The sequence below is a fragment of the Serratia surfactantfaciens genome (assembly GCF_001642805.2).
Taxonomy (GTDB): Bacteria; Pseudomonadota; Gammaproteobacteria; order Enterobacterales; family Enterobacteriaceae; genus Serratia; species Serratia surfactantfaciens.
Map to the genome: position 1 here is coordinate 1,322,051 of NZ_CP016948.1, position 25,516 is coordinate 1,347,566.

The 25,516-nt window shown below is 60.2% G+C and carries 26 protein-coding genes, 2 tRNA genes and 4 other RNA genes; 16 read left to right on the plus strand and 16 right to left on the minus strand.

Features of this window, described 5'->3' with window-relative positions; genetic code table 11:
- Positions 1-3: 3 nt before the first annotated feature.
- Positions 4-3,147 (minus strand): multidrug efflux RND transporter permease subunit SdeB, encoded by a 3,144-nt coding sequence (gene sdeB, locus ATE40_RS06250; protein ID WP_063919210.1) that lies wholly within the window; start codon positions 3,145-3,147, stop codon positions 4-6.
- A 24-nt stretch (positions 3,148-3,171) separates the two neighbouring features.
- Positions 3,172-4,359, minus strand: a complete 1,188-nt coding sequence (gene sdeA, locus ATE40_RS06255) for a multidrug efflux RND transporter periplasmic adaptor subunit SdeA (protein WP_084799126.1) — start codon at positions 4,357-4,359, stop codon at positions 3,172-3,174.
- Between the two features lie 296 nt (positions 4,360-4,655).
- Between sdeA and ATE40_RS06260 the strand changes: the two genes are divergently transcribed.
- Positions 4,656-5,012, plus strand: coding sequence for a helix-turn-helix domain-containing protein (locus ATE40_RS06260; RefSeq protein ID WP_019455813.1), 357 nt, complete (start codon positions 4,656-4,658; stop codon positions 5,010-5,012).
- A gap of 72 nt (positions 5,013-5,084) precedes the next feature.
- On the opposite strand, the gene ATE40_RS06265 is transcribed toward ATE40_RS06260, so the two are convergent.
- The 7 genes from ATE40_RS06265 to ATE40_RS06295 all read right to left on the minus strand — a co-directional run bounded on the left by ATE40_RS06265 (position 5,085) and on the right by ATE40_RS06295 (position 7,243).
- On the minus strand, positions 5,085-5,780 hold the full coding sequence (locus ATE40_RS06265; protein WP_063919211.1) for a hypothetical protein: 696 nt from the start codon (positions 5,778-5,780) through the stop codon (positions 5,085-5,087).
- 146 nt (positions 5,781-5,926) lie between these two features.
- A non-coding RNA gene (locus tag ATE40_RS06270) (RtT sRNA) lies at positions 5,927-6,046 on the minus strand.
- 46 nt (positions 6,047-6,092) lie between these two features.
- A non-coding RNA gene (locus tag ATE40_RS06275) (RtT sRNA) lies at positions 6,093-6,212 on the minus strand.
- Positions 6,213-6,259: 47 nt separating this feature from the next.
- Positions 6,260-6,379, minus strand: a non-coding RNA gene (locus tag ATE40_RS06280) — RtT sRNA.
- 46 nt (positions 6,380-6,425) lie between these two features.
- Positions 6,426-6,515: transfer RNA gene (locus tag ATE40_RS06285), tRNA-Ser, on the minus strand.
- A 474-nt stretch (positions 6,516-6,989) separates the two neighbouring features.
- A non-coding RNA gene (locus tag ATE40_RS06290) (RtT sRNA) lies at positions 6,990-7,110 on the minus strand.
- Between the two features lie 43 nt (positions 7,111-7,153).
- Positions 7,154-7,243, minus strand: a tRNA-Ser gene (locus tag ATE40_RS06295).
- A gap of 447 nt (positions 7,244-7,690) precedes the next feature.
- On the opposite strand from ATE40_RS06295, the gene ATE40_RS06300 reads away from it, so the two are divergent.
- From ATE40_RS06300 to ATE40_RS06325, 6 genes are all read left to right on the plus strand, one after another.
- Complete coding sequence (locus ATE40_RS06300; RefSeq protein ID WP_063919212.1) at positions 7,691-9,157, plus strand: peptide MFS transporter; 1,467 nt, start codon at positions 7,691-7,693, stop codon at positions 9,155-9,157.
- A gap of 126 nt (positions 9,158-9,283) precedes the next feature.
- Positions 9,284-10,225, plus strand: coding sequence for a glyoxylate/hydroxypyruvate reductase GhrA (gene ghrA, locus ATE40_RS06305; RefSeq protein ID WP_063919213.1), 942 nt, complete (start codon positions 9,284-9,286; stop codon positions 10,223-10,225).
- Positions 10,226-10,315: 90 nt separating this feature from the next.
- Entirely contained in the window at positions 10,316-11,053 is a 738-nt protein-coding gene (locus ATE40_RS06310; protein ID WP_049202798.1) for a phosphatase, read from the plus strand.
- Between the two features lie 42 nt (positions 11,054-11,095).
- Positions 11,096-11,674, plus strand: a complete 579-nt coding sequence (locus tag ATE40_RS06315) for a TorD/DmsD family molecular chaperone (RefSeq protein ID WP_019455786.1) — start codon at positions 11,096-11,098, stop codon at positions 11,672-11,674.
- Positions 11,675-11,832: 158 nt separating this feature from the next.
- Positions 11,833-12,486 (plus strand): tellurite resistance TerB family protein, encoded by a 654-nt coding sequence (locus ATE40_RS06320; protein ID WP_025302440.1) that lies wholly within the window; start codon positions 11,833-11,835, stop codon positions 12,484-12,486.
- A gap of 68 nt (positions 12,487-12,554) precedes the next feature.
- A complete protein-coding gene (locus ATE40_RS06325) occupies positions 12,555-14,588 on the plus strand; it encodes a S9 family peptidase (protein ID WP_063919214.1) in 2,034 nt (677 codons plus the stop codon).
- 35 nt (positions 14,589-14,623) lie between these two features.
- On the opposite strand, the gene exoX is transcribed toward ATE40_RS06325, so the two are convergent.
- Both exoX and ATE40_RS06335 read right to left on the minus strand, forming a co-directional pair.
- The gene (gene exoX, locus ATE40_RS06330) at positions 14,624-15,292 is read right to left on the minus strand and encodes an exodeoxyribonuclease X (protein ID WP_033644251.1); all 669 of its coding nucleotides are present in this window, start codon (positions 15,290-15,292) and stop codon (positions 14,624-14,626) included.
- Between the two features lie 26 nt (positions 15,293-15,318).
- Positions 15,319-16,065: a carbon-nitrogen hydrolase family protein gene (locus tag ATE40_RS06335; RefSeq protein ID WP_063919215.1), complete on the minus strand. Its 747-nt coding sequence runs from the start codon at positions 16,063-16,065 to the stop codon at positions 15,319-15,321.
- A 369-nt stretch (positions 16,066-16,434) separates the two neighbouring features.
- Between ATE40_RS06335 and dksA the strand changes: the two genes are divergently transcribed.
- Complete coding sequence (gene dksA, locus ATE40_RS06340; protein WP_019456414.1) at positions 16,435-16,860, plus strand: RNA polymerase-binding protein DksA; 426 nt, start codon at positions 16,435-16,437, stop codon at positions 16,858-16,860.
- Positions 16,861-16,864: 4 nt separating this feature from the next.
- Here dksA and ATE40_RS06345 read toward each other — a convergent pair whose 3' ends face one another.
- Positions 16,865-17,761, minus strand: coding sequence for a LysR family transcriptional regulator (locus ATE40_RS06345; RefSeq protein WP_063919216.1), 897 nt, complete (start codon positions 17,759-17,761; stop codon positions 16,865-16,867).
- Between the two features lie 148 nt (positions 17,762-17,909).
- On the opposite strand from ATE40_RS06345, the gene ATE40_RS06350 reads away from it, so the two are divergent.
- Together ATE40_RS06350 and pip are read left to right on the plus strand one after the other, a co-directional pair.
- The gene (locus ATE40_RS06350) at positions 17,910-18,305 is read left to right on the plus strand and encodes a RidA family protein (protein WP_063919217.1); all 396 of its coding nucleotides are present in this window, start codon (positions 17,910-17,912) and stop codon (positions 18,303-18,305) included.
- Between the two features lie 156 nt (positions 18,306-18,461).
- Positions 18,462-19,415 carry a prolyl aminopeptidase gene (gene pip / locus ATE40_RS06355; RefSeq protein WP_063919601.1) on the plus strand — a complete coding sequence of 318 codons (954 nt, stop codon included), beginning with the start codon at positions 18,462-18,464 and terminating at the stop codon, positions 19,413-19,415.
- A gap of 31 nt (positions 19,416-19,446) precedes the next feature.
- Here pip and ATE40_RS06360 read toward each other — a convergent pair whose 3' ends face one another.
- Positions 19,447-19,677, minus strand: a complete 231-nt coding sequence (locus tag ATE40_RS06360; RefSeq protein ID WP_019454717.1) for a DNA polymerase III subunit theta — start codon at positions 19,675-19,677, stop codon at positions 19,447-19,449.
- A 344-nt stretch (positions 19,678-20,021) separates the two neighbouring features.
- Between ATE40_RS06360 and ftnA the strand changes: the two genes are divergently transcribed.
- From ftnA to ATE40_RS06385, 5 genes are all read left to right on the plus strand, one after another.
- Entirely contained in the window at positions 20,022-20,540 is a 519-nt protein-coding gene (ftnA, locus tag ATE40_RS06365; RefSeq protein ID WP_019454718.1) for a non-heme ferritin, read from the plus strand.
- A gap of 323 nt (positions 20,541-20,863) precedes the next feature.
- Positions 20,864-21,247 carry a CopC domain-containing protein YobA gene (gene yobA / locus ATE40_RS06370; protein WP_063919218.1) on the plus strand — a complete coding sequence of 128 codons (384 nt, stop codon included), beginning with the start codon at positions 20,864-20,866 and terminating at the stop codon, positions 21,245-21,247.
- A 2-nt stretch (positions 21,248-21,249) separates the two neighbouring features.
- Positions 21,250-22,131 (plus strand): copper homeostasis membrane protein CopD, encoded by an 882-nt coding sequence (gene copD, locus ATE40_RS06375; RefSeq protein WP_063919219.1) that lies wholly within the window; start codon positions 21,250-21,252, stop codon positions 22,129-22,131.
- 69 nt (positions 22,132-22,200) lie between these two features.
- Complete coding sequence (locus tag ATE40_RS06380; protein WP_004940890.1) at positions 22,201-22,542, plus strand: YebY family protein; 342 nt, start codon at positions 22,201-22,203, stop codon at positions 22,540-22,542.
- A 491-nt stretch (positions 22,543-23,033) separates the two neighbouring features.
- The gene (locus ATE40_RS06385) at positions 23,034-23,438 is read left to right on the plus strand and encodes a hypothetical protein (protein WP_063919220.1); all 405 of its coding nucleotides are present in this window, start codon (positions 23,034-23,036) and stop codon (positions 23,436-23,438) included.
- Here ATE40_RS06385 and ATE40_RS06390 read toward each other — a convergent pair.
- Together ATE40_RS06390 and ATE40_RS25005 are read right to left on the minus strand one after the other, a co-directional pair.
- Positions 23,435-23,653 (minus strand): hypothetical protein, encoded by a 219-nt coding sequence (locus tag ATE40_RS06390; RefSeq protein WP_019454729.1) that lies wholly within the window; start codon positions 23,651-23,653, stop codon positions 23,435-23,437. The genes ATE40_RS06385 and ATE40_RS06390 overlap by 4 nt on opposite strands.
- A gap of 73 nt (positions 23,654-23,726) precedes the next feature.
- A complete protein-coding gene (locus tag ATE40_RS25005; RefSeq protein ID WP_019454730.1) occupies positions 23,727-23,852 on the minus strand; it encodes a hypothetical protein in 126 nt (41 codons plus the stop codon).
- 291 nt (positions 23,853-24,143) lie between these two features.
- On the opposite strand from ATE40_RS25005, the gene ATE40_RS06395 reads away from it, so the two are divergent.
- Entirely contained in the window at positions 24,144-24,494 is a 351-nt protein-coding gene (locus ATE40_RS06395; protein ID WP_019454731.1) for a DUF4377 domain-containing protein, read from the plus strand.
- A 39-nt stretch (positions 24,495-24,533) separates the two neighbouring features.
- Here the strand turns inward: ATE40_RS06395 and ATE40_RS06400 are convergent, their stop codons facing one another.
- Positions 24,534-25,370, minus strand: coding sequence for an aminoglycoside phosphotransferase family protein (locus tag ATE40_RS06400; protein WP_063919221.1), 837 nt, complete (start codon positions 25,368-25,370; stop codon positions 24,534-24,536).
- Positions 25,371-25,516 lie beyond the last annotated feature (146 nt).

The window sequence follows — 25,516 nt, forward strand, 5'->3', positions numbered from 1 at the left end:
TGATTACGCCCTCTGCGGCTGCGCTTTGCGCGCCACCAGGCGCCGCAAGGTGACGTAGAACACCGGCGTCAGGAACAGCCCGAACAGGGTGACCCCCAGCATGCCGGAGAACACCGTAATGCCGGTGACGCCGCGCACTTCGGCGCCGGCGCCATGGCCAAGGATCAGCGGGATGGTGCCGGCGATGAAGGCGATGGAGGTCATCACGATCGGCCGCAGCCGCAGGCGGCAGGCCTCCAGCGCTGCTTCGACGATGCCTTTGCCCTGCATTTCCAGCTCGCGGGCGAACTCGACGATCAGGATGGCGTTCTTACAGGCCAGCCCCATCAGAACGACCAGCCCGACCTGCACGAACACGTTATTGTCGCCGCCGGTCAACCACACGCCGAACAGCGCCGACAGCATGGTCATCGGCACGATCAGGATCACCGCCAGCGGCAGTGTCCAGCTTTCATACAGCGCCGCCAGCGCGAGGAACGCCAGTAGCACCGCCACCGGGAACACCACCAGCGCGGCGTTGCCCTGGGTTGATTGCTGATAGCTAAGATCGGTCCACTGGATGTTCATGCCGTTCGGCAACAGCTTGCCGGCCATCTGCGTCAGCGCCCCCATCGCCTGGGTAGAGGAGAGCACGCGCGGATCGGCGTCGCCGATCAGGTCCGCCGCCGGGAAGCCGTTATAGCGGATCACCGGATCCGGGCCGTAGGTGGTGCCGATGCTGACCATGCTGCCGATCGGCACCATTTCGCCCTTGTCGTTGCGGGTGCGCAGGTTGGCGATGTCCTCCACGCTGTCGCGGAACTGGCCGTCGGCCTGCGCCATCACCTTCCAGGTGCGGCCGTAGCGGTTGAAGTCGTTGATGTAAGACGAACCGAGGTAGGTCTGCAGCGTGCTGAACAGCGCATTGAGCGGCACGCCCTGCGCCTTGGCCTTGTCGCGATCGATTTTGGCGTCCAGCTGCGGAACGTTGGCCTGATACGAGGAGATCGGGAACCCCATCCCCGGCGTTTGCATAATGGCGCCGGACATGGTGTTGATCGCCGTTTGCAACGCGCCGTAGCCCAGCCCGCCGCGATCCTGCACGTACAGCGAATAGCCGGAGCCCTGGCCGATGCCGAGGATTGGCGGCGGCATGATCGAGAAGGCGAAGCCTTCCTGGATCGTTGAAATGCGCGCGTTGATCTCGGCGTTGATCTGCGCTGCGGTGCGGGTTCGGGTGCTCAATGACTCCAGCGCGAAGAACACCGTGCCGGTATTCGGCGTATTGGTGAACTGCAGCGCGTTCAGGCCGGGGAAGGCCACCGCATCGGTGACGCCGTCCACGCTCAGGCCGATGGCGCTCATCTTGCGGATCACCGCATCGGTGCGCTCCAGCGAGGCGCCTTCCGGCATCTTCACGCCGCCGATCAGGTACAGCTTGTCCTGCGTCGGGATAAACCCGCCGGGCACGGTCTTGAACATCACGCCGGCGGCGGCCAGCAGCAGCAGGTAGACGACGAACACCGCGCCGCGCCGGCCCAACACGCGGGAGACGCCCTGTTGGTAGCGTTGCGAACCGCTGGCGAAGAAGCGGTTGAACGGCCGGAACAGCCAGCCGAACAGCCGGTCGATCAGGCGCGACGGCAGATCTTTCGGCGCGCCGTGCGGTTTCAGCAAGCGTGCCGCCAGCGCCGGCGACAGGGTCAGCGAGTTGATGGCGGAGATCACCGTCGAGATGGCGATGGTGACGGCGAACTGCTTGTAGAACTGGCCGGTGACGCCGGAAAGGAACGCCATCGGCACGAACACCGCGCATAGCACCACGGCGATGGCGATGATCGGGCCGGAGACCTCGCGCATCGCCTGGTGCGCCGCCGCCAGCGGCGACAGCCCCTCTTCGATATTACGTTCGACGTTTTCCACCACCACGATGGCGTCATCCACCACGATGCCGATCGCCAGCACCAGCCCGAACAGGCTGAGGGTGTTGAGCGAGAAGCCCAGCAGATACAGCGCGGCGAAGGTGCCGACCACGGAGATCGGTACCGCCAGCAGCGGAATGATCGAGGCGCGCCAGGTCTGCAGGAACAGAATGACCACCAGCACCACCAGGATCACCGCTTCCAGCAGGGTATCTACCACCGCGCGGATCGAGTCGCGCACGAATACCGTCGGGTCGTATGGCGACTTCCAGCTCATGCCGTCCGGGAAGCGGGTCGCCAGCTCGGCCATCTTGCCGCGCACCGCGTCCGACAGCTCGATGGCGTTGGCGCCCGGCGACTGGAATATGCCGATGCCGACCGCATCCTTGTTATTGAGCTGGGCGCGCAGCGCGTAGCTGCCGGAGCCCATTTCGATGCGCGCTACGTCGCGCAGCCGCACGATCTCGCCGTTGTTGCCGCTCTTGAGGATGATGTTGCCGAACTCTTCTTCGGTTTGCAGGCGCCCCTGGGCGTTGATCGACAGCAGATAGTCGCTGCGCGTCGGCATAGGCTCCGCGCCGAGCTGGCCGGCGGAGACCTGCACGTTCTGCTCCTGCATAGCGCTCACCACGTCGGAAGCGGTCAGCCCGCGCGCAGCGACCTTGTTCGGATCGAGCCAGATGCGCATCGCGTATTCGCCGGCGCCGAAGATCTGCACCTGGCCGACGCCCGGCAGACGGGCCAGCTCATCCTTGACCTTGAGGGTGGCGTAGTTGCGCAGATATAGCGAGTCGTACTTGCCGGAAGGCGATACCAGATGCACCACCAGCGTCAGCGCCGGGGATTGTTTCTGGGTGGTGATGCCCTGGCGGCGCACGTCTTCCGGCAGGCGCGCTTCGGCCTGCGCCACGCGGTTTTGCACCTGCACCTGCGCCTGATCGGGATCGGTGCCCGGGCGGAAGGTGACGGTGGTCACCAGCACGCCGTCGGAACCGGCTACCGATTTCATGTACATCATGTTTTCGACGCCGTTGATCGCTTCTTCCAGCGGCGTCGCCACCGTTTCAGCGATCTCTTTCGGGTTGGCGCCCGGGTATTCGGCGCGCACCTGTACGCTGGGCGGCACCACGTCCGGGTACTCGCTGATCGGCAGCAGCGGAATGGCGATCACCCCGGCGACAAAAATCAGGATCGACAGCACCGCGGCGAAGATCGGCCGGTCGATGAAAAAACGGGAAAAGTCCATGGGTCAGAATTCTCTGCTGGGGGCTTAGTTGAGTGCGGAAGCGGTGGTGGTCATCGCGACGCTTTTCGCGTCGACCGGCATGCCCGGCATAAACACTTTCTGCATGCCGTCGACGATCACCCGATCGCCGCTCGCCAGGCCTTTTTGCACGATGCGCAATCCTTCGGCCATGCGGCCTACGTCGATGTCGCGGCGCTGCGCCTTGCCGTCTTTATCGACGATATAAACGAACTTGCGGTTCTGGTCGGTCATCACCGCTTTATCGTCGATCAGCAGGGCGTTGAACTCGGCGCTGCCTGGCATCTGCACCCGGGCGAACAGCCCCGGCGTGAAGCGGCGCTCGCGGTTGTCGAGCAGGGCGCGCATGCGGATGGTGCCGGTACCGGCGTTCAGCTGGTTATCGGTGAAGTCCACCAATCCTTGATGCGGGGTGCCGTCTTCGCCCACCAGGCCGACCTTCACCGGCAAACGGGCGTCGTGCCGGCCCTGCTGTTGATAGCGCAGGAAGGTGGCTTCATCCACGTCGAAATAGACGTAAACCTTGTCGAGCGACACCAGCGTCGTCAGCACGCTGGCGCTGTCGCCGGCGGTGACCAGGTTGCCGGCGGTGATCATTGCGCGGCTGGCGCGCCCGTCAATCGGCGCGGTAACGCGGGTAAAGTCGAGATTCAGCTGCGCCATGTCGAGCTGGGCCTGCGCCGCCAGCACGTTGCTTTGCGCCTGAGCGGCGGACGAACGCCGCTGTTCCCACACTTCCTGCGAGATGGCCTGCGTGCCGATCAGTTTCTCGGTGCGTGAGGATTCGCTGCGCGCCAGCGCCGCCTGATTGCGCGCCCGCACCAGCTCCGCCTGCGCCTGTTCGCGAGCGGCGCGATAGGTGCGATCGTCGATGGTGAACAGCACCTGGCCTTTTTTCACTTCGTCGCCTTCGGTGTAATTGACCCGATCGATATAGCCGGAAACCCGCGGCCGCAGCTGCACGCTCTGTACCGCTTCGACCCGGCCGTTGAATGCATCCCATTGGCTGATCGGTTTGACCACCACGTTGGCGGCGCTGACCACTGGCGGCGGCGGCGGGGCATTGTGCGCGACGCTGTTGTCGCACCCGGCGAGCAGGGCGGCCAGCAGCGCGACCCCTAAGAGCCGCTGACCCAGAGCGACGGCGCGCGGGCGGCCGCCGGCGTTGAACGATGAGTTTGGTTGATTTGCCATTATTTTTATTCCGATAAGTAAGCGCAGTCCGGCCCCATACCCAGCCCTGTCATCCGGGCTTTCCCTTCTTGCCAACCTGCGGCGGAAGGGGTGTTGCGCCTTGCTGCGGCGCAACGTTAGGTTTTGAAACATATTGGTGTCACATTAATGTATCAATATCGGTTACATTAATTGGGTGGAGTATAGAGGCGGCTTTCTGGTAAATGCAATAATAAAAATTGCATTTAAAGCGAAACTGTTGCAACGTATGTGCATTGGGCAGTGGTTGACCCTGCCGACATGATGGGAGCATCAGCATGAACACGACGGGTTTCATTACCGATTTGAAGGCGTGGATCGACAACAATCTGGAAGAAAAGCTGGATATCAACACCGTAGCGGACCGCGCGGGCTATTCCAAATGGCACCTGCAGCGCATGTTCAAGCGCCAGACCGGCTATGCGCTCGGGGAGTATATCCGCATGCAAAAACTGAAGGTGTCGGCGGAGCGTCTGGCCAACAGCGGCGAACCTATCGTCAGCGTGGCGATCTCGCTCGGCTTCGACTCACAGCAGTCGTTCAACCGCAGTTTCAAACGCCAGTTCGGCCAAACGCCGGGCGATTGGCGCCGCGCGCTGGCGCAGCCGACGGCGATGGGGCGCACGCACCACTGAGCGGTGCGGCAGTGGGGATAAAAAAGCCTGAATTTGCGTTCGGGCTTTTTTGTCTCCGCTAGCGGTGCCGGTTTAAAGCGTGTCGCAACTGCCTGACTTTGCCACCGTATCGCTGTCGCGGCAGAATATGCGAATGGCCTCGTTGAGGGAGTTTGAACGAGAAGGCGTCCAGTAGTTCTCAATGACCAGGTAGCGAACCTTGTGCTGGCGAGAGTAAAGGCCCAGGGCGTCAAATGTGCCTTCAATAGCGGCAAGTAGCGGGTTTGACGAGTTGATTTCATAGCGAATATCAACGATGGCCGCCTCCGGTGCCATCCAGGTGCGATTGGAAAGCGGCGGCACGCGAAACTTTAATGAGGAGTTCGCGGATAAGCGTTGGCCATCAAGCTCTTTGAATTCCGCTGCGGGAACATAACTCTCGTTGCCGCCTGGCAAGGTGAGTCGCCCTTGTTCATCGCGGGTGGCGTACACATCCTCGGTGACTTTATAGATCACTTGTTGGACGTCGGGGGGAATGATGCGGAAGGACTTTATCGTACGATCCGAAGGCGTGTCGTTCGTCAGTTGGAATTCATAGGCTCTTCCGACGGATTGCACGAAAGCTAATGAAACGCTGCCCGCGAAGTACTGATAGGCGGCGCCCAATACCGCCACGAGAATCCCTGATCCGACCAAAAACGCCGATATTTTCGTCAGGCGGTTATTCGACTTTTCTTTAACGGGGCCGGTCTTTGGCCGCGGGGCATTACCTTTCTTCTTACGCGCCACGTTTCTTCCTTGCATTACGCATTGGCTTACCTTTGAGGGCATTATGATCGACAGCTTGTGTCTCTGTCGAGGATTGCTCCCTAGCGGAGGGTGCGCTATGCATACAAAAAAGCCTGAACTTTCGCTCAGGCTTTCTCGTTAGAATATGGCGGTGAGGGAGGGATAGATTCACTGCGCTCACCCTGCGGGCCGCCGTTGGCGGTCCAAAACGCAGGCGTTTTGTCGAACCCTGTCGAGGGTTCTCACCCTCCCGGTCGGTGCGCTATGCATACAAAAAAGCCTGAACGTGAGTTCAGGCTTCTTCGTAGAATATGGCGGTGAGGGAGGGATAGATTCGCTGCGCTCACCCTGCGGGCCGCCGTTGGCGGTCCAAAACGCGGGCGTTTTGTCGAACCCTGTCGAGGGTTCTCACCCTCCCGGTCGGTGAGCTATGCATACAAAAAAGCCTGAACTTTCGCTCAGGCTTTCTCGTTAGAATATGGCGGTGAGGGAGGGATAGATTCGCTGCGCTCACCCTGCGGGCCGCCGTTGGCGGTCCAAAACGCGGGCGTTTTGTCGAACCCTGTCGAGGGTTCTCACCCTCCCGGTCAGTGCGCTACGCATACAAAAAAGCCTGAACGTGAGTTCAGGCTTCTTCGTAGAATATGGCGGTGAGGGAGGGATTCGAACCCTCGATACACTTTCGCGTATACACACTTTCCAGGCGTGCTCCTTCAGCCACTCGGACACCTCACCATATTTTTTTGTTGCGAAATCATCGCTGCAACGGGGCGCTACTATAGGGAGTGGGGCCGATCCGGTCAAGAATAATTTCTGTGTTTTTGTTTGTCCGCTCAAGCTGTGCGCACTTTGCTGAAAACTGCGGCGAACGGCAGGGCGGAAGCCATGAAAGAGCGAGAACATCAGGGGTAAGGTTCGTTGGTAACCGGCGGAAATGGGAATCACGGTCACAGAGGGTGGGGAGAGGCGCTGTGCACACCCCTCTCGGCTGTGCACCATGCAAAAAAAAAGCCTGGACGTGAATCCAGGCTTTCTCTTCAAATTTGGCGGTGAGAGAGGGGTTGATGCGCTGCGCTCACCCTGCGGGCCGCCGTTGGCGGTCCAAAACGCAGGCGTTTTGTCGAACCCTGTCGAGGCTTCTCGCCCCTCTCGGCGGTGCACCATGCAAAAAAAAAGCCTGGACGTGAATCCAGGCTTTCTCTTCGAATTTGGCGGTGAGAGAGGGCTTGATTCGCTGCGCTCACCCTGCGGGCCGCCGTTGGCGGTCCAAAACGCAGGCGTTTTGTCGAACCCTGTCGAGGCTTCTCACCCCTCTCGGCTGTGCACCATGCAAAAAAAAGCCTGGACGCGAATCCAGGCTTTCTCTTTGAATTTGGCGGTGAGAGAGGGGTTCGAACCCTCGATACACTTTCGCGTATACACACTTTCCAGGCGTGCTCCTTCAGCCACTCAGACACCTCACCGTTTTGTCATCGATAACGCCTTGCGCTGTCGACGGGCGCTAATGTAGGAGAATCTGATCTCAGCGTCAACCCTCTTATTTCATTCTCATGACTGTTTAGCCAAACTTGCAGCAATTTGCTGATTTACCGAACGATATTCCCACTCTTGGCCGCCGGCGGGCAGGGCAGACAGCGGTCAGAATCCATGAAAGACGATTGTTTGACCTTTTTCTGTACAGATAGCTCAATATGTCGCCATTGAGATGGGGTTGTTTGCTGTTATATGCATTAATACTGGATTATTAGTCAGATGTGTCGCTAAATGGAATCATGTCGGCGCGGCGTTTTTGGCAAGGAACATCACGTCGCCGCGCAGATTGCCGGATGACAGGCCGGCGATATCGCAGACAGGGACAGACTCATTACATAATAATGCAGTAGAGGTTCGTTTTGACTCCTTCAGATGCCATGCCGGCGCCGCAAGCGCGCCATGCCATTCCGCCCGGTGCGGGAGCGCTGTTCTTCATCCAGATCTTCGCCACGCTGGGCTTCGCCGTGCTTTACTCTACGCTGGTGCTGTACGCCACCAAGCGGCTGGGCTTCAACGAAAGCAGCGCCAACGCCATGATGGGCGTGTTCGGCGCCTTCAACTATGGTCTGCATATGTTCGGCGGCTACCTCGGCGGCCGTTTCCTCAGCAACCGCAACCTGTTCGTGCTCGGCATGGTATTGCAGGTGATCGGCTGTGCGCTGATTGCCGTCGCGGGCGTGTGGGGGTTGTACTGGGGGCTGGCGATGTTCCTGACCGGCAGCGGCCTCAACGTCACCTGCATCAATATGATGCTCACCCAGCGTTTCAAGCCGGACGACGATCGGCGCGAATCGGCGTTCCTGTGGAACTACGCCGGCATGAACCTCGGGTTCTTCGTCGGCTTTACCGTGGCCGGTTATTTCCAACTGACGGAAAACTACCGCGCGCTGTTCCTGTTCGCCACGCTGGGCAACGCCGCAGCGATCATCGTTGCCGTCTGCCGCTGGCGCATTCTGGCGGATCTCAATACGCCGCTGCACGGCGCCAGCCGCAGCCAATACCGCTGGCGCATGCTGGTCGGGCTGGCGGTGCTGGTGGCGCTAGTGCCGATCATCCGCGTGATGCTGACCCACGCCGAGTTCAGCGGCCACTTCGTGATCGTGCTCGGTGCGTTGATCTTCCTGATGCTGTGCGTGGTGACGCTGCGCCACCATCCGCGCGATGAGCGCCGCAGAATGACGGCCTATCTGATCCTGGCGCTGGGGTCGCTGGTGTTCTGGGCGCTGTACCAGCTGGCGCCGATGGGGCTGATGCTGTTCTCCGAGCACAACATCAACCTGAACGTTTACGGCATTCAGGTGGCGCCGCAGTGGATCCAGAACATCAACACGCTGGTGATCGTGGTGGGCGGCCCGCTGCTCGCCTGGTGGTTCAACCGCCTGCGCGCTCGCGGTTGCAACATCGACATTCCGCTGCAGTTCTCCGGCTCGCTGTTCTGCATCGGGCTGGGCATGCTGGTGCTGCCGCTGGGCATCAGCATGGCGGGCGGCGACGGGCTGGTGGCGTTCAAATGGATCGTCATCAGCTATGTGCTGCAAAGCGTCGGTGAATTGATGATCTCGCCGATCGGTTACGCGATGATTGGCAAGCTGGCGCCGCCGCGCTATCAGGGCGTGATGATGGGCTGTTGGATGATGGTGACCGGCGTCGCCTCGGTGCTGGCGGGCTACGTCTCCGGCCTGATGCCGGAAAACAGCGGCAGCACGCCGCTGCAAACCAACCCCGGCTACAGCGAAATCTTCAGCGCACTGGGCTGGGGGGCGACGGGCGTCGGCGTGGCGATGCTGATCCTCATTCCGCTGCTGCGGCGTCTTATCCGTCGCGATGGCCCGTCCGCCGCCTGATTGGCGAGTATGCACAACAGCCCCACTGGTCGGGGCTGTTTTCATTTTGGGCTTTAACGCTTGCATCCGGCGGCGAATCGCGGAAGGCTGGATGAAAACCAATAAAAACAAACCGGAGCCCGCAGTATGAACATCATTTATTACCACCCCTTGTTTAACGCCCAGGAATGGCTGGCCGGCATCAAGCAGCGCCTGCCGCAGGCTGAGATCCGCGAGTGGCAGCGCGGCGACGAGCGGCCGGCCGATTACGCGCTGGTGTGGCGCCCGCCGCACGAGATGCTGGCCAACCGTCGCGATCTGAAAGCGGTGTTCGCCCTCGGCGCCGGCGTCGACGCCATTCTCGATCAGGAGCGCAAACACCCCGGCACGCTGCCCGCCGGCGTGCCGCTGCTGCGGCTGGAAGATACCGGCATGGCGCAGCAGATGCAGGAATACGCGCTGAGCTATGTGCTGCGCTATTTCCGCCGTTTCGACGAGTATCAGGCGCTGCAGCAGCGGCAGGAGTGGCAGCCGCTCGATCCGCACTCGCTGGAGGATTTCACCATCGGCATCCTCGGCGCCGGCGTGCTGGGGCAGAGCGTGGCGCGCAAGCTGACCGAGTTTGGCTTCAGCGTGCGCTGCTGGAGCCGCAGCGCCAAACAGTTAGACGGCGTGCAAAGCTTTGCCGGAGAGGCGCAGCGCGCGGCCTTCTTCGACGGCGTCAAACTGCTGATCAACCTGCTGCCCAATACGCCGGAGACTCTCGGCATCCTCAACCGCGAGCTGTTCGCGCAGCTGCAGCCGGGCGCCTATCTCATCAACATCGCGCGCGGCGCGCATCTGGTGGAAGCCGATCTGCTGGCGGCGCTCGAGCAGGGGCAGCTGGCCGCCGCCACGCTGGACGTGTTCGCCCGCGAACCGCTGCCGCAGGATCACCCGTTCTGGCGTCATCCGCGTGTCACCATTACCCCGCATATTGCTGCCATCACGTTGCCGCAGCAGGCGATGGATCAGATCGCCGCCAACATTCGCGCGCTGGAGGCGGGGCATGCCCCGGCCGGTGTGGTCGACAGGCAACGGGGTTACTGATCCTTCAGCCGCCGTTCGGTAACTGATAAGCTGTTATCGTCATCGCGCCTGCCCGTACCTTTGCGGGCGGGCCCTCTGGAAGGAGAAACAATGTACCCCGTTGATTTGCATATGCACACCGTCGCCAGCACCCACGCCTACAGCACGCTGCACGATTACATCGCCGAAGCCCAGCAGAAGGGCATCAAACTGTTCGCCATCACCGATCACGGCCCGGACATGGCCGATGCGCCACACTATTGGCACTTCATGAACATGCACGTGTGGCCGCGCCTGGTGAACGGCGTGGGCATCTTGCGCGGTATCGAAGCCAACATCAAAAACCTGCAGGGCGACATCGACTGCACCGGCCCGATGCTGACCGCCACCGACGTGATCATCGCCGGTTTCCATGAGCCGGTGTTTGCGCCGCAGGATAAAGCGTCCAATACTGAAGCGATGATCGCCGCGATGGCGCAGGGAGACGTGCATATCATCAGCCACCCCGGCAACCCGCGTTACCCGATCGACATTCCCGCCGTTGCGGCGGCGGCGGCCAAATACGAAGTGGCGCTGGAGCTGAATAACTCGTCGTTCACCCACTCCCGCAAGGGCAGCGAGGCCAATTGCCGGGCGATCGCCGCCGCGGTACGCGACGCCGGCGGCTGGCTGGCGCTGGGTTCGGATTCGCACGTCGCTTTTTCACTGGGTAATTTCGAGCACTGCGAGCGCATCATCGAAGAGGTGGGCTTCCCGCAGGAGCGCATTCTCAACGTCAGCCCGCGCCGGTTGCTGGATTTTCTCGAGCGGCGCGGCAAGCCGGCGATTGCGGAATTGGCCGATTTGTGACATCGTCCCGGCAAAATTTTCCGTATTGTATAAGGCATTATCATGAATGAGTTTTCCATTGTCTGCCGCGTGCTGGGTACGCTGTTCTATCGCCAGCCGCAGGATCCGCTGTTGGTGCCGCTGTTCGCCTTGATCAAAGAGGGCAAGCTGCAGCAACACTGGCCGCTGGAGCAGGATGACCTGCTGAAGCGCCTGCAGCAGGGTTGCGACGTCAACCAACTGGCGACCGACTTCAACGCTATGTTCGTCGGCAGCGAATGCAGCGTGTCGCCGTTCCGCTCCGACTACGTCGAAGGGGCCAGCGAAGCGGAAGTGCGCACCTTCCTGCAGCAGCGCGGCATGCCGCTGGCGGAGGCGCCGGCCGACCATTTCGGCCAGCTGCTGCTGGCCGCTTCCTGGCTGGAAGATCAATCGCAGGAAGATGAAGCGCAGGCGCAGATCGCCCTGTTCGACGAGTTTCTGCTGCCGTGGTGCGGCCGCTTCCTCGGCAAAGTGGAAGCGCACGCCACCACCGGTTTCTACCGCACGCTGGCGCTGATGACCCGCGATGCCATCCAGGCAATGCGCGACGAGCTGGCGGAGTACGAGCAGGACGACGAAGCGGGCGACGAAGAAGCGTAACGCCGCAGCCCATCAAGGCGGGCCGTCCGGCCCGCCGATCCGCTAAACACAGGTTTGCATCCCCCAGACGTAAATTGACAAAAGATCCCCTAATCTGGCGGTTTACCGTCGGTTCGGCCGCGCCTGCGCGCCGCGCTTTTTCACGCAAGGGGTAGATGATGAAAAGTAACTGGATGCAGCAGATTCAAACGTTGATCGGGCAGAAGGCCGGCGCGATGGGCGGGGCGGAAGGCATCGGCAAGCTGCTGGCGCCCACGGCGCTGGGCGGTCTGGTCGGCGTGCTGTTGGCCAACAAATCCTCGCGTAAGCTGGTGGGCAAGTTCGGCAAAAATGCGCTGATCATCGGCGGCAGCGCGGCGGTGGGCGCGGTGCTGTGGAACAAGTATAAGCAGCGGGTGAAAGAGACCCATCAGGACGAACCGCAGTTCGGTTTGCAAACCACGCCGGTGGATCTGCGCGCCAAACGTTTGGTGCAGGCGCTGGTGTTCGCCGCCAAGAGCGACGGCCATATCGATGCCGACGAACAGCGCGCCATCGATCACAGCCTGGCGCAGCTGCAGGTGGGGGAAGAGGCGCAGGGCTGGGTGCAGGAAGCGCTCGATCAGCCGCTCAACCCGGAATTGATCGCCCGCAGCGTGCAAAATGAAGACGAGGCGCTGGAGGTTTACTACCTGAGCTGTCTGGTGATCGACGTCGACCACTTTATGGAGCGCGGCTACCTCGATGCGCTGGCGCAGGCGCTGAAGATCCCGGCGGACGTCAAGCAGGGCATCGAGAGCGACGTCAACGAGAAAAAGCGCGAGCTGGCGTAGCGCCGCTTGGCAAGCCGGGGGGAATCGTGTCACTCTTGCCGCAATCTATGTAAGCGGATGATTTAGCAATGATGACCCCACCAAAAGCGGAAAAACGTCCTTATCCCATCACCATCCACGGCGACACGCGCGTGGATGACTACTACTGGCTGCGCGACGACGAGCGCGCAGACCGCCAGGTGCTGGACTACCTGCAGGCGGAGAACGCCTACACCGATGCGATGCTGAAGCCGCAGCAGGCGCTGCGCGAAACCCTGTATGAAGAGATGGTGGCGCGCATTCCGCAGCAGGAACATTCGGTGCCTTACGTGCGCCACGGCTACCGCTATCAGACGCGCTACGAGCCGGGCAACGAATACGCGATTTCCGTGCGCCAGCCGCAGGCCGAGAGTGAGCACTGGGAGGTGCTTATCGACGGTAACCAGCGTGCCGAGAACCACGAATTTTACACCCTGGGCGGGCTGGACGTCAGCCCAGACAATCAGCGGCTGGGGGTAGCGGAAGATTTCCTGTCGCGCCGCCAGTACGACATTCGCTTCAAGAACCTGGCCGACGGCAGTTGGGCGGACGAAGTGTTGGAAAATACCTCCGGCAGCTTCGAGTGGGCCAACGACTCCTCGACGGTGTACTACGTGCGCAAGCACGCCAAGACGCTGCTGCCGTATCAGGTCTATCGCCACGTGGTGGGCAGCGATCCGCAGCAGGATGAGCTGATTTACGAAGAGCTGGACGATACCTTTTACGTCGGGCTGGAGAAGACCACCTCCGAGCGCTTTATTCTGATCCACCTGAGCAGCACTACCACCTCGGAGATCCTGCTTCTGGACGCCGATCGCGCGGACGCCAAGCCGCAGCTGTTCGTGCCGCGCCGCAAGGATCACGAGTACGCCATCGATCACTATCATCAGCATTTTTACATCCGCTCCAACAAGGACGGCAAGAACTTCGGCCTGTACCAAAGCGAGCAGGCCGACGAAGCGCAGTGGCAGACGCTGATCGCCCCGCGCGCCGACGTGATGCTGGAGGGCTTCAGCCTGTTCCGCGACTGGCTGGTGGTGGAAGAACGCAGCGCCGGCCTGACGCTGTTGCGCCAGATCCACTGGCAAAGCGGCGAAGAGAAGCGCATCGCCTTCGACGATCCGACTTACACCACCTGGCTGGCGTACAACCCGGATCCGGAAACCGCGCTGCTGCGCTATGGCTATTCGTCGATGACTACCCCGACCACGCTGTATGAGCTGAACATGGACAGCGGCGAGCGGACGATGCTCAAGCAGCAGGAAGTGAAGAACTTCACGCCGGAAAACTACCGCAGCGAGCGGGTGTGGGTGAAAGCGCGCGACGGCGTCGAGGTGCCGGTCTCGCTGGTGTATCGCCAGGACTGCTTCCAGCGTGGCGCCAACCCGCTGATGGTGTACGGTTACGGCTCTTACGGCAGCAGCATGGATCCGGCGTTCAGCGCCAGCCGCCTGAGCCTGCTGGATCGCGGCTTCGTGTTCGCACTGGCGCACATTCGCGGCGGCGGCGAGCTGGGGCAGCTGTGGTATGAAGACGGCAAGTTGTTCAACAAGCAGAACACCTTTAACGACTTTATCGACGTGACCGAAACGCTGGTCGCCCAGGGGTACGGCGACGGCAAACGGGTGTTCGCCATGGGCGGCAGCGCCGGCGGCCTGCTGATGGGCGCGGTGATCAACCAGGCGCCGCAGCTGTTCCACGGCGTGGTGGCGCAGGTGCCGTTCGTCGACGTGGTGACCACCATGCTGGATGAGACCATTCCGCTGACCACCGGCGAATACGACGAGTGGGGCAACCCGAACGAGCAGGACTATTACGACTACATCAAGCAGTACAGCCCGTACGATCAGGTGAAGGCGCAGGAATACCCGCATCTGCTGGTGACCACCGGCCTGCACGATTCGCAGGTGCAGTATTGGGAGCCGGCCAAGTGGGTGGCCAAGCTGCGCGAGCTGAAAACCGACGATCGGCAGCTGCTGCTGTATACCGACATGGATGCCGGCCACGGCGGCAAGTCCGGCCGCTTCAAGGCCTATGAGGATATTGCGCTGGAGTACGCCTTCATTCTGGCGCTGGCGGAATAATAACGTTCGGCGGGCGGCCTGCGTCGCCCGCCGTGTTAGCCAATCAGATAGTATTTCAGCGTGTGCTTCATGTCCGGGCTCAGGTCGTCGATGGATTTCAGCATCCAGCGCAGATAGCCGGGATCTTCCTGGGCGATGCGATCGATCTCCTGCCCGCGATACTTGCCGAATTTGAACTTCTTCAACAGCACCGGTTGTTCGGTGATCTGCACCATTTGCTCCGGCGTCCAGCCCGAATCCTTGATGATGCGCTGCAGCAGCGCGGCGGTGACGTAGCAGTCGTACAGCGCGCGGTGCGGGTACAGCGTGGCGTCAGCCGGCAGCTGCACGTCCAGGTTCAGCGCGTAGCGCAGATACTGGTTGCCGTACTTGATGTCCGGATACAGCGTGCGCGCCAGCTTGAGGGTGCAGATCCAGGCGCCGTTCATCTCCGGCAGCACGCCGCGATCGAAAGCGGCGTTGTGTGCCACATAGTAGGGGCTGCCCTGATAGCGGCCGATCGCCACTGCAATGCGCGGTTTGCCTTCCACCATCTGTTCGGTGATGTGATGAATCGCCATCGCGTCCAGGCTGATGGGGCGATCCGGGCTGATCAGATCGCTCATCGGGTTGGTTAACTGGCCGTCGAGCAGATCGAGGGAGGCCACTTCCACCACGCCGCCGTCCAGCCCGCAGGTCTCGGTATCTATTACGCGTAACGTCATGCTTTCCTCCGCGTTGCCGTCAGGCTCTAGCTTAACCGGCACAGGTGGCCGTGCCAACCGTCGGCGCTCCTGCTCGCGATGACCAGCCCGGGGGCGTCGCCCGGCGCGGCAATCAGGCGCTCTCCCGTTTCATCCCAGATGGCGCTGCGGCCCGCTGGGATCCAGCCGCCGGTCGGTGCCGCATGGTTGGCCATCAGCGTGAGCATGCCGTAACGGCGGGCATAGCCCGCCAGCACAGCGCTGTCTTTCGCGTAACCCGCTTCAGAGATCAGTACGCCGGCGGCATAAATATGCGCACCCGCCTGTGCGGCGGCACTGGCATGAGCGGGTTGCGAGGTGTCGGCGCAGATAGCCAGCGCGATGCGTTGCTGGTGCATTGCCAGCAACGAGCCGCCCACACCGGGCGAGAAGTATTGCTGTTCCGCGCCGTGCAGATGCTGTTTGGTGTAGGTGGCTAGCGCGCCGCTGGGGTGAAAAATCAAGGCGGCGATATACAATGCCGGGCCGCTGCGTAAGGGCGCGCCGACGATGATCGTCATCTGTCGCGCTCGCGCCGCTGCACTGAGCGGCTGCAGGCGGGGATCATCCAGAGTCAGCGCCAATGCAGGCGCCTCGGCCAACTCATAGCCGCTCAGCGACAGTTCGGGAAAAACCAGCAGCTGCACCTGCCGATCGGCTGCCTGCGCGATAAATTCAAGATGACGCTCAAGATTGCAGGCGATATCGGCGGCGGCGGCGGGGTATTGGGCGGCAGCGAGGGTGAAGCGGGGCATCGGCCATCTCTCCTGTAAGGCAATAAAAAACCCGCCTTGGCGGGTTTAATGACGGATGGAAGGACGCTTACTCACCAGACGGATGCGCTTTTTTGGCGCGTTTCTCCGCACGTTTCTCAGCTGGGGTTTTCAACGGCTTCTTCTTCGCATTTTTTTTGCTATCCATTCCCTTACTCATGATGGCCTCTCGTTACCTATGATTGGGTGGCTTGCTCAGCCATTAACCGCCTAAAGCCGGCAGGATGCAAGCGACAAAGTGCGAATTGCTCTTAACCGGCTGTTTGCACGTGAAATTTTGTTTTTGGATGACCGGGTGATAAAAATAATTATTATGTTATAATATTACACTTTTAATGTTCGGAGAACGCAATGACTGTGATGGCATTACCGGATGCGCAGCAACTGCTGGCCATGCCGGATTCTGATTATATGAACTCGGTTCAACGGGCGTTTTTCCGTCAGCTGCTGCAGGATGAGCGGCAAAAGCTGCTGTTGCATATCGATGAGCTGAAGAGCGAGATCGACGGCGGCGAAGCGACGGGCGATGAGGCCGACAAGGCGGCGCGCGAAGAGGATCTGCGCTTGCTGTTCCGCCAGTTGGATCGCGAAAGCCGCCTGCTGCCGAAAATCGATGCGGCGCTGGCGCGTTTGCAGAACGGCGAATACGGCTACTGCCGCGAAACCGGCGAACCCATCGGGCTGGCGCGCCTGCTGCTGCGCCCGACGGCGGAACTGAGCATCGAGGCGAAAACCGCGCAGGAGATGCGCGAGCCGCATATGCGTAAAGGCGGGTAAGGCTTCAGCCGCCGAGCGTATCCGCCAAGAGATCGAGAAAGCGCCTGACACGGGGTTCCAGCAGGCGCTTATTCGGATAGAGCGCCACAATCCTGACTTCTTCACCCTCCACGGCGCGCAGCACCTGCTGCAGACGACCGGTGGCCAAATCCTCCGCAATCATAAACTCCGGCAGATACGCGATGCCCAACCCGGCCAAAGCGGCATCGTGCAGCGCTTCTCCGCTGTCCAGCCGCAGGCGGCCGCGAACTGGAGCCTTGACCCATTCGCCGCGCTCGTCACGCAACCGCCAGGGCTGCTTTTGGTTGCGGCTGCTGAACAGCAGAGCCTCGTGCCCGGCGAGCGACTCAACGGTATGCGGTTCGCCACGGGCGGCGAGGTAGGCGGGGGAGGCGCACAGCAGGGCGCGATACCTGGCGAGGGTTCTGGACACCAGCCGGGTATCCGGTGCCGTGACGCCGATCCGTACTGCCAAATCAAACCCTTCTTCCACGACATCCGCCAGGCGATCGGAAAAACTGATCTCCACCTGCACCTCAGGCCAGGCGACGAGAAATTTCGGCACCAGCGGCAACAGGATCCGTCTGCCGAAGGCGGAAGGGGCGGTCAACCGCAGCACTCCGCGTGCGGTGCCCTTGTCGCCGGCCACGCTGGCCTCGGCATCGTCGACCGAAGCGAGGATCTGTAGGCCACGTCGATAAAACTCTCGTCCCTCGTCGGTCAGGCCAAGCGAACGCGTGGTGCGATGCAACAGCCGCACGCTCAGCCGCTGCTCCAGACGCGCGATGGCCTTGCCCGCCGCCGAACGCGATAGCCCCATCGTCTGTCCGCCGGCGACAAAACTGCCGGCGTCGACGACGGCCATGAAAACCTGAATGTCATTGAGATTCGCCCGTAGCATGCTGCCCTCCGAGAACCGGTGAAAAGACAATAAATTTAATATATTCAATATATTAAATGCATCGTTAACGTCGTTTTAGTGACGACATCCATTCGCCAATCAAACGATTATAGTCGTCATGGAAACGATAAACGGTTGGAGAAACAGCATGAAAAATGGCATCACGCACTACCACCACGGGGTCATTTGGGAAGAGGAGAATGGCGTGTCCCAAGGCTATCGCGTCAAGGATACCCTCTACATCTCGGGGCAGTTTTCCCATGATATGCAGGGGGAGTTTGTCGGCGCGGGCGATATCGAACGGCAAACCCAACAGACGTTGGACAATCTGGATCGGGTATTGGCGGGATTCGGCGTCGAACGTTCGAACCTGGCGTATGTGGAGATCTATCTGACCGATGTACAGGCGCATTTTGAACCCTGCGTTGCGTTGTTCAAGCGCTATGTCGGTGATCACCGGCCCGCCGGTTCGCTGATCGGCGTCACCGGGCTGGCTTCGCCCGAGCAATTGGTGGAGATCAGCGCGATCGCGCACCTGAACTGATCGGGCCTGTGGGCATTTTGCAAGCAGGTCGTTGTGATTTTGAGCAAACGCGCGCCGAGTTCCCGGCGCGCGTTTGAGTTTTCAGGTTTTACCGTTGACCTGCCGGGCGGCTTCCGCTTTGATGAAAGCATGACTCACAGAGAGACGGAAAGCGCCATGGAACAATTACGAGGTTTGTACCCGCCGTTAGCGGCATACGACAGCGGTTGGCTGGACACTGGGGATGGCCACCGGATCTACTGGGAGCTGAGCGGTAACCCGAACGGTAAGCCGGCGGTTTTCATTCACGGCGGGCCGGGCGGAGGCATCTCTCCGCACCATCGCCAGCTGTTCGATCCCGAACGCTATAAGGTGTTGCTGTTCGATCAGCGCGGCTGTGGCCGTTCCCGTCCGCACGCCAGCCTGGACAACAACACCACCTGGCATTTGGTGGCCGATATTGAGCGGCTGCGGGAAATGGCCGGCGTTGAGCAGTGGCTGGTGTTCGGCGGTTCCTGGGGTTCCACGCTGGCGCTTGCCTATGCGCAGACCCACCCGGAACGCGTCAGTGAAATGGTGCTGCGCGGCATCTTCACCCTGCGCAAGCAGGAGCTGCATTGGTATTACCAGGACGGCGCTTCGCGCTTCTTCCCGGATAAATGGGAGCGCGTGCTGTCCATTCTGTCGGATGACGAGCGCAAAGACGTGATCGCCGCCTACCGGCAGCGGCTGACCTCGGCCGATCCGCAGGTGCAGCTCGAAGCGGCCAAGCTGTGGAGCGTGTGGGAAGGGGAGACCGTCACGCTGCTGCCGAGCCGCGAGTCTGCGTCGTTCGGCGAGGATGATTTCGCGCTGGCGTTCGCCCGCATTGAAAACCACTACTTCACCCATCTGGGGTTCCTGGAAAGCGACGACCAGCTGCTGCGCAACGTGCCGCTGATCCGCCATATTCCGGCGGTGATCGTCCACGGCCGTTATGACATGGCCTGTCAGGTGCAGAACGCCTGGGATCTGGCCAAGGCCTGGCCGGAAGCGGAGTTGCATATCGTGGAAGGGGCGGGGCATTCGTATGACGAACCGGGCATCTTGCACCAACTGATGATCGCCACCGACCGGTTCGCCGGCAAGTGACGCAAAAAACCCGCCGTTACGGCGGGTTTTTTTATTTGGCCTTCGGCTCGTACGGCAGGCGCGAAAACCTGTGGGATTCCGCGCGGTAATGCGCCACGCGCTCGCGAAAATAATCGCGCAGCGCTTCCGGCTGCTCGCGCTCTACCACTTCCGGGATCACCGGCATGTTGTAGCGCTCTTTGTACGCCACGCCTGAGGCGGCGAGATCCACATTCACCCTGTCCATTTCCTCTTTGGGCAGCTCGGCCAGATTGTAACCCACGCTATGCTCCTTACTTACTTTGCCGCATTGAATCTGCGCAGAAGGTAATCCACCCGGCGGCGCTTGGCAAGCCCATTACGCCGTTGCCGGGAGCGATATTTATCCAGCAGTAATGCAATCTATTTATTCTTTTAAATAAGAATGATTCGCTTTTTGATTAAACTAAAAGATGAAAATAATTATCATGTTAATTCTCAATGTGGCGATGATATTATAATTTGTTGATATATATGATTTTTATAATTAATGTGATTTGAGTGTAAATAAGGTGTTTTTATTTTTACGGCAGCAGGGCATAATGCGCGGAAATTAAATTCATGACCTGCAAAATAAAAGGAATCATTATGCTGACGCAAGAAATGACTCAAAAGCTGAATGAGCAACTGAATCTGGAGTTCTACTCCGCCAACCTGTACCTGCAGATGAGCGCATGGTGCAGCGATAAAGGCTTTGAAGGCGCCGCCGCATTTCTTAAAGAGCACTCTCAGGAAGAGATGCAGCATATGCAACGTCTGTTCGACTACCTGAGCGATACCGGCTCTCTGCCGCTGCTGGGCACCATCGCCGCGCCGCCGGTGGAATTCGAATCGCTGGCGGATGTGTTCGAGCAGACCTACGAACACGAGAAGCTGATCACTCGTCAGATCAACGAGCTGGCGCACGCGGCAATGTCCTCTCATGATTACTCCACCTTCAACTTCCTGCAGTGGTACGTGGCGGAGCAGCACGAAGAAGAGAAGCTGTTCAAATCCGTACTGGATAAGCTGGCGCTGGTGGGCACCAGCGGCAAAGGTCTGTTCTTCATCGACAAAGATCTGAAGAAGATGGGCGCGATGGGCCAGGGCGGTAACGGCCAGGCTTGATCCCCGGAATAACGTCGAAAAACCGCGCGCGGGCGAGCCTGACGCGCGGTTTTTTTTACCCTGCGTTTATCGCGGTTATGCGGCGATACGTGCTGCCGGATCGCAAAATGCCAGTGATGCGCTCGACTTGCCGCGGTGTGGTCGTTATCATTTACCGCGATACGCTACAGGGATGGTAGAGTCAAAACAGCGGGTTAGCCGATACAACCCGTTTTCTGTTTACCCGTGGCGCAATCATTTGCGGTGGGTTGGGGCCGCTGATACATCGCCTTGGCTGTGGCCTTAACCCTTATGACCCTCTTTTACTGTTAAGGGATACCACTGTGATCGGTAAAATTCGTTCCTCCTGTCGCCTGCTTTCCACCATTTTCGTCCTGTTCGTTGGCCTGTCTTCACAGCAAGCGCTGGCGCACGCCCACCTGAAAGTGGAAACGCCGAAGGCCGACGCCAGCGTCAGCCCGGCACCGAAGGCGCTGACCCTCAGCTTCTCCGAAGGCATCGAGCCGAACTTCAGCGGCGTGAAAATCACCGGCCCGGACAACGCCGTGGTGAAAACCGGCAAGCTGCAGCTCGATCCGAACAACAACACCCAGGTCAACGTGCCGATTGAAGGCGAGCTGAGCGCGGGCAAATACAACGTCGGCTGGCATGTGGTGTCGGTCGACGGGCATAAAACCAAAGGCCAGTACAGCTTCACCGTAAACTGACCGTGAGTCTGGCGACCCTGTTCGTTCTGTGTCGCTTGGTGCACTTTGCGGCGGTGATGCTGATGTTCGGCATCAGTCTGTTCACCGCCTTATTGTCACCGCAGCGCCTCTCCCCGATCCTCTCCCGCGATGTGCGTCCGCTGCTGCTTGCCGGCACCTGGGTAGCCGGGCTTTCCGCCGTGGCGCTGCTGGCCATCCAGGCCGGGCAGATGGGCGACGGTTGGGAAGACGCCTGGCGGCTGGAGGTCTGGTGGGCGGTACTCGGCACCACCTTCGGCGAAGTGTGGCGTTGGCATCTGGGCCTGTCGCTGCTGGCGATCCTGAGCCTGCTGCTGCCGGAACGGCCGCGTGCGCAGGCGTTGGCGCTGTGTTCGGCGCTGCTGCTGGTGAGCCTGGCGTTCATCGGCCATGCGGCGATGCACGAAGGCGCGCTGGGCGTGTTGCACCGCGCCAACCATGCAGTACACCTGCTGGCCGCCGGCTACTGGTTCGGTTGCCTGGCGCCGCTGTTGGTGTGCCTGCGCTACCTGCAGCCGCCGCAGTGGCGCAGCGACGCCATCACCACGCTGATCCGTTTCTCGCGCTGGGGGCACCTGGCGGTGGCGGCGGTGATCGTCACCGGCATCGTCAACAGCCTGATTATTCTCGGCGGCTGGCCGCTTAATCTCGGCTCCCCTTATCAGCGCCTGCTGCTGATCAAAACCGCGCTGGTGGCGCTGATGGTGATGGTGGCATTGGCCAATCGCTACGCCATCGTGCCGGCGATGAGCCGTGTACCGGCGCTGGCGCAGCGCGGCGTGGTGCTGGCCTGCTGGATCGAAGTGGGGCTGGGAATGACGGTGCTGCTGCTGGTCAGTTTATTTGCAACCTATGCGCCGGTATGACATTTCAGCTTGCCGCAGGCCGGCAAGCTGCGGGAAAATCGACGCGAATAGCAACCTTAAGGCCATCACATGAAATCGGTATTACTCGGCATTACGCTGCTGGCAACCGCGACCGGCGCGCTGGCGGCAGACAAACTGGTTAACATCACCAAACTGGAGTACGGCAAACAGTGGGCGTTCACCAAGGAAGAGGTGACGCTGCAGTGCCGCAGCGGCGGCGCGCTGTTCGTGCTGAATAACAGCACCCTGATGCAATACCCGCTCAACGACGCGGCGGAGCAACAGGTGAAGAAGGGCCATCAGCGTGCGCAGCCGCTGGAGGTGATCCTGCTGGACGACCCTGCCGAACCGGGGAAAAAAATGAGCATGGCGCCGTTCATCGAGCGCGCCGAGAAGCTGTGCGCTGACTAACCGCTTGTTTGCCAACGTCTTGTCCAAGGTGCGCGGATTGATGCGCATTTGCCGCATAGTTATTTCGTCACGAAACTATCACGCGGCCGCCGGGCGGCTGGCAAAACTGGCGCGGTAGGCTACTCTTAAAGTGCACGGCTGAACAAGCCCTGCATTAAATGCCAACTTTTAGCGCACGGCTCTCTCCCAAGAGCCATTTCCCTAGACCGAATATAGGAATCGTATTCGGTCTTTTTTTGTGTGCTTGATTTATAAGTAAATCCCACTTAATACGCCAGCAACAATTCCCATTCCTCTTTTCGAATCACAGCTCACTAACCCGACCTCCATCCCCATCCTCCACCCGCACATATCGCTAATTCAGCCGCACCAAAAGTCATTACGTCATCTAAGGCGCTGATAAGCTCCGTTCATTGTTCCCATCGCCGGTTAAGCGAGGATGATATTGTGATTAATATCAATATGTTAATTCTTATAAAAGGAAGACTGCGTTGAACGACCGGTTGAGCCAGTTGAAGAGAACGCTACCCGGCTATCTCGAGGCGTGGCGTGAGGCGGCTTTACCACCTGACTGGGGGCAGGTGGCTAATCCTGAAGTGGTTGCCGAGCTGTTGGCTGAGTGGGAGGCGCTCAGCGAATGGGCGTCTCGGTTCGAAACAACCACTGAAACTCCCTCCGAGCCGGCCGCGTTTTGGCAGGAGCGTGCCGAGCTGATGGCGCAGCGCAATCGCGAACTCAGTGCCCAACTGGCGACGCCAGTCCGTTTGCCCGGCGTGCGGGTGGCCTTTTTTGGCTATGTGAAAACGGCGGTGATGGACGCCATGCAGGTGAAAGCGGCGATTCGTGATGCCGGTTTTATCATTGTGGGCGACGACCAAAGTGGGAATACGGCTTAACGCGGCTTCTTCTCAAATTTCTCGGCAAAAAAGAACCGCAGCAATTTATTTGTCCACAGCAGGATGGCGCCGACCACCACCAGCGAGACGACGAAATGCGACAGGTTTTTAGGCGCGGCGTAGCCGTGGGTAAAAGAGACCCCGGCGCCGCTGAGCAGCAGGGTGGCGATCCAAAAGCCGAGTAGCAGGCACAAGGTACGGAACAGTTTAAACATTGTTATCACCGAAATGCTGAAAGCGCCGACTGAACGGAAAGACACAGCCGGGGCTTTGATTAATTAAAACCGCTTAGCGAGAGCAGGTGTTGCCATCTTTGTTGCTATTGTTATTGACGCGTCCATTGCTGCTGCGATTGTCGGCAAAGTTGCCGCCGCCGGCGATCAGGTGAAAATATTTAGCCTCGATCTCTTGCATAAGATACCCTCTTTATCGATATGGTTAAATAGCGTAAAGCTTGCGCAAGCCAGCTGTTTCTAACAGAAAAAACAATGGGAGTAATTACCGGTTCGGATAAGAACAGGGAATTTATTTTCAGGTATTTACTAGGCTTATGAGAGTGATGGTGAATGATAGTCTCGACGAGGGGGAGCGCGAGCCACCCCAGATCCTTGCAACGAATGGCCTATCTGCGGCGCGCAGCAAGGTTCAATTCACCCGGCCAATTTGTTAGGATCGCGCAACCTAGATGACTAATGGTGCAGTACATTGAAAATTAAAGCGTTGTTATTTGTTGCGTTGGCCGCGCTGGCCGGCTGCAGCCAGGAGGGAACCTCGATGAATCAGCCCGTAAACGAAAAAGGCGGCCAAACGGAAGTGTTGCTGGTGAACAGCGCGCTGGTCGATTGCGTGGGCGTCGCCCCGATGAAGTGCATGCAGGTGCGCCGTTCCGCGCAGCAGCCGTGGGAGCTGTTCTATACCGGCATCGAAGGCTTCACCTTCGAACCGGGTTATCAGTATCGGCTGAAAGTGCGCGTCACTCCGGTGGAGAACGTGCCGGCGGATGCCTCATCGCTGCGTTATACGCTGATTGAGCAGTTGGAAAAGAACAAGGCGTAATGATTATCAGGCCGGGTGAAGTGCGTCCGGCCTGCTGTTTTATAGCGTCAATCCCATCTCCGCCGCGACCTGCTCCAACTGGTAGCGTGATGTGCGCGTGAGTGAAGGCTCCTTATCGACATAGTAGGCGTAAGCGATAACGCCAATCGACAGCGCCCAGGCGCGGCCGCGCCGCCAGGTCTCATCGTCCACTTTCACCGCCTGGCGGAAATGTTCTCGGGCTTCCGCTCCCATCAGGTTCCAGGCAACTATCATATCGACCGCAGGATCGCCGATGGCGATGCCGCCCCAGTCGATCACCGCCGCCAGCTCACCGTTGTCGATCAGCAGATTGCCGGGTTGAATGTCCGTGTGCAGCCAGCATGCGCCGCCGGTGTTTTCACTCACCTGGCTCACGCTGTCCCATGCTTGCAGTAGGGCGGCAGCGTCGAGGTGAGGGGCGCACTGGGCAATAGATTCGCGAGTGAGGGTGTCTCTGGCGCTGACCGGGCCGCCGCGATAAGCGCTGATCGCGTGGCCTGCGGTTGGGATGGCGTGGAGTGCGCGCATGAACTCACCCAACTGCGTCGCCAGCGCCGGGCTGCATTCGCCGCAGGCGGGCGTGCGGCCGAGGATCCAACGGCCGATGCTCCAGGCGAAAGGATAGGCGCCATTCGGCTTGCCCTGGGCTAACGGTACGGAAATCGGTGCCGGCAGATGAGGTGCCAGCAACGCGGGGTAGCGGTTCTCGCGCGTCAGCGCTTCGGCCGCCGAGGCGGTACGCGGCAGACGAATCAACAGCTCGTCGCCGAGCCGCAGCATCACGTTGTCGGTACCGCCGGTGGTGACAAGTTCGATGGGCAACGCCGCCCAGGCCGGAAACTGTTCGGCGAGCATAGCTCGGACATGGGGGAGGGAAATCTCGGCCTCATCGGCATGTATTTTGGGAATGGCATTCACCCGGTACGGCTCCTTCACTGGCGCAGGGTGGCGGCCCCGACTGGTCTGGTCACTGCGCTTGTTTGCGCACTTTCTTAAGTATA

Excerpts from the sequence above, each read along its gene's own strand:
- ATE40_RS06325 (WP_063919214.1), top strand. The coding sequence starts at position 12,555 with ATGATGACCCCACCAAAAGCGGAAAAACGTCCTTATCCCATCACCATC.
- ATE40_RS06260 (WP_019455813.1), top strand. The coding sequence starts at position 4,656 with ATGAACACGACGGGTTTCATTACCGATTTGAAGGCGTGGATCGACAAC.
- ATE40_RS06315 (WP_019455786.1), top strand. The coding sequence starts at position 11,096 with ATGAATGAGTTTTCCATTGTCTGCCGCGTGCTGGGTACGCTGTTCTAT.
- exoX (WP_033644251.1), bottom strand. The coding sequence starts at position 15,292 with ATGACGTTACGCGTAATAGATACCGAGACCTGCGGGCTGGACGGCGGC.
- ATE40_RS06350 (WP_063919217.1), top strand. The coding sequence starts at position 17,910 with ATGAAAAATGGCATCACGCACTACCACCACGGGGTCATTTGGGAAGAG.
- sdeA (WP_084799126.1), bottom strand. The coding sequence starts at position 4,359 with ATGGCAAATCAACCAAACTCATCGTTCAACGCCGGCGGCCGCCCGCGC.
- ATE40_RS25005 (WP_019454730.1), bottom strand. The coding sequence starts at position 23,852 with ATGCAAGAGATCGAGGCTAAATATTTTCACCTGATCGCCGGCGGCGGC.
- dksA (WP_019456414.1), top strand. The coding sequence starts at position 16,435 with ATGACTGTGATGGCATTACCGGATGCGCAGCAACTGCTGGCCATGCCG.
- ATE40_RS06310 (WP_049202798.1), top strand. The coding sequence starts at position 10,316 with ATGTACCCCGTTGATTTGCATATGCACACCGTCGCCAGCACCCACGCC.
- pip (WP_063919601.1), top strand. The coding sequence starts at position 18,462 with ATGGAACAATTACGAGGTTTGTACCCGCCGTTAGCGGCATACGACAGC.
- ATE40_RS06390 (WP_019454729.1), bottom strand. The coding sequence starts at position 23,653 with ATGTTTAAACTGTTCCGTACCTTGTGCCTGCTACTCGGCTTTTGGATC.
- ATE40_RS06320 (WP_025302440.1), top strand. The coding sequence starts at position 11,833 with ATGAAAAGTAACTGGATGCAGCAGATTCAAACGTTGATCGGGCAGAAG.
- ftnA (WP_019454718.1), top strand. The coding sequence starts at position 20,022 with ATGCTGACGCAAGAAATGACTCAAAAGCTGAATGAGCAACTGAATCTG.
- ATE40_RS06345 (WP_063919216.1), bottom strand. The coding sequence starts at position 17,761 with ATGCTACGGGCGAATCTCAATGACATTCAGGTTTTCATGGCCGTCGTC.
- sdeB (WP_063919210.1), bottom strand. The coding sequence starts at position 3,147 with ATGGACTTTTCCCGTTTTTTCATCGACCGGCCGATCTTCGCCGCGGTG.
- ATE40_RS06400 (WP_063919221.1), bottom strand. The coding sequence starts at position 25,370 with ATGCTCGCCGAACAGTTTCCGGCCTGGGCGGCGTTGCCCATCGAACTT.
- ATE40_RS06335 (WP_063919215.1), bottom strand. The coding sequence starts at position 16,065 with ATGCCCCGCTTCACCCTCGCTGCCGCCCAATACCCCGCCGCCGCCGCC.
- ghrA (WP_063919213.1), top strand. The coding sequence starts at position 9,284 with ATGAACATCATTTATTACCACCCCTTGTTTAACGCCCAGGAATGGCTG.
- ATE40_RS06380 (WP_004940890.1), top strand. The coding sequence starts at position 22,201 with ATGAAATCGGTATTACTCGGCATTACGCTGCTGGCAACCGCGACCGGC.
- ATE40_RS06300 (WP_063919212.1), top strand. The coding sequence starts at position 7,691 with ATGCCGGCGCCGCAAGCGCGCCATGCCATTCCGCCCGGTGCGGGAGCG.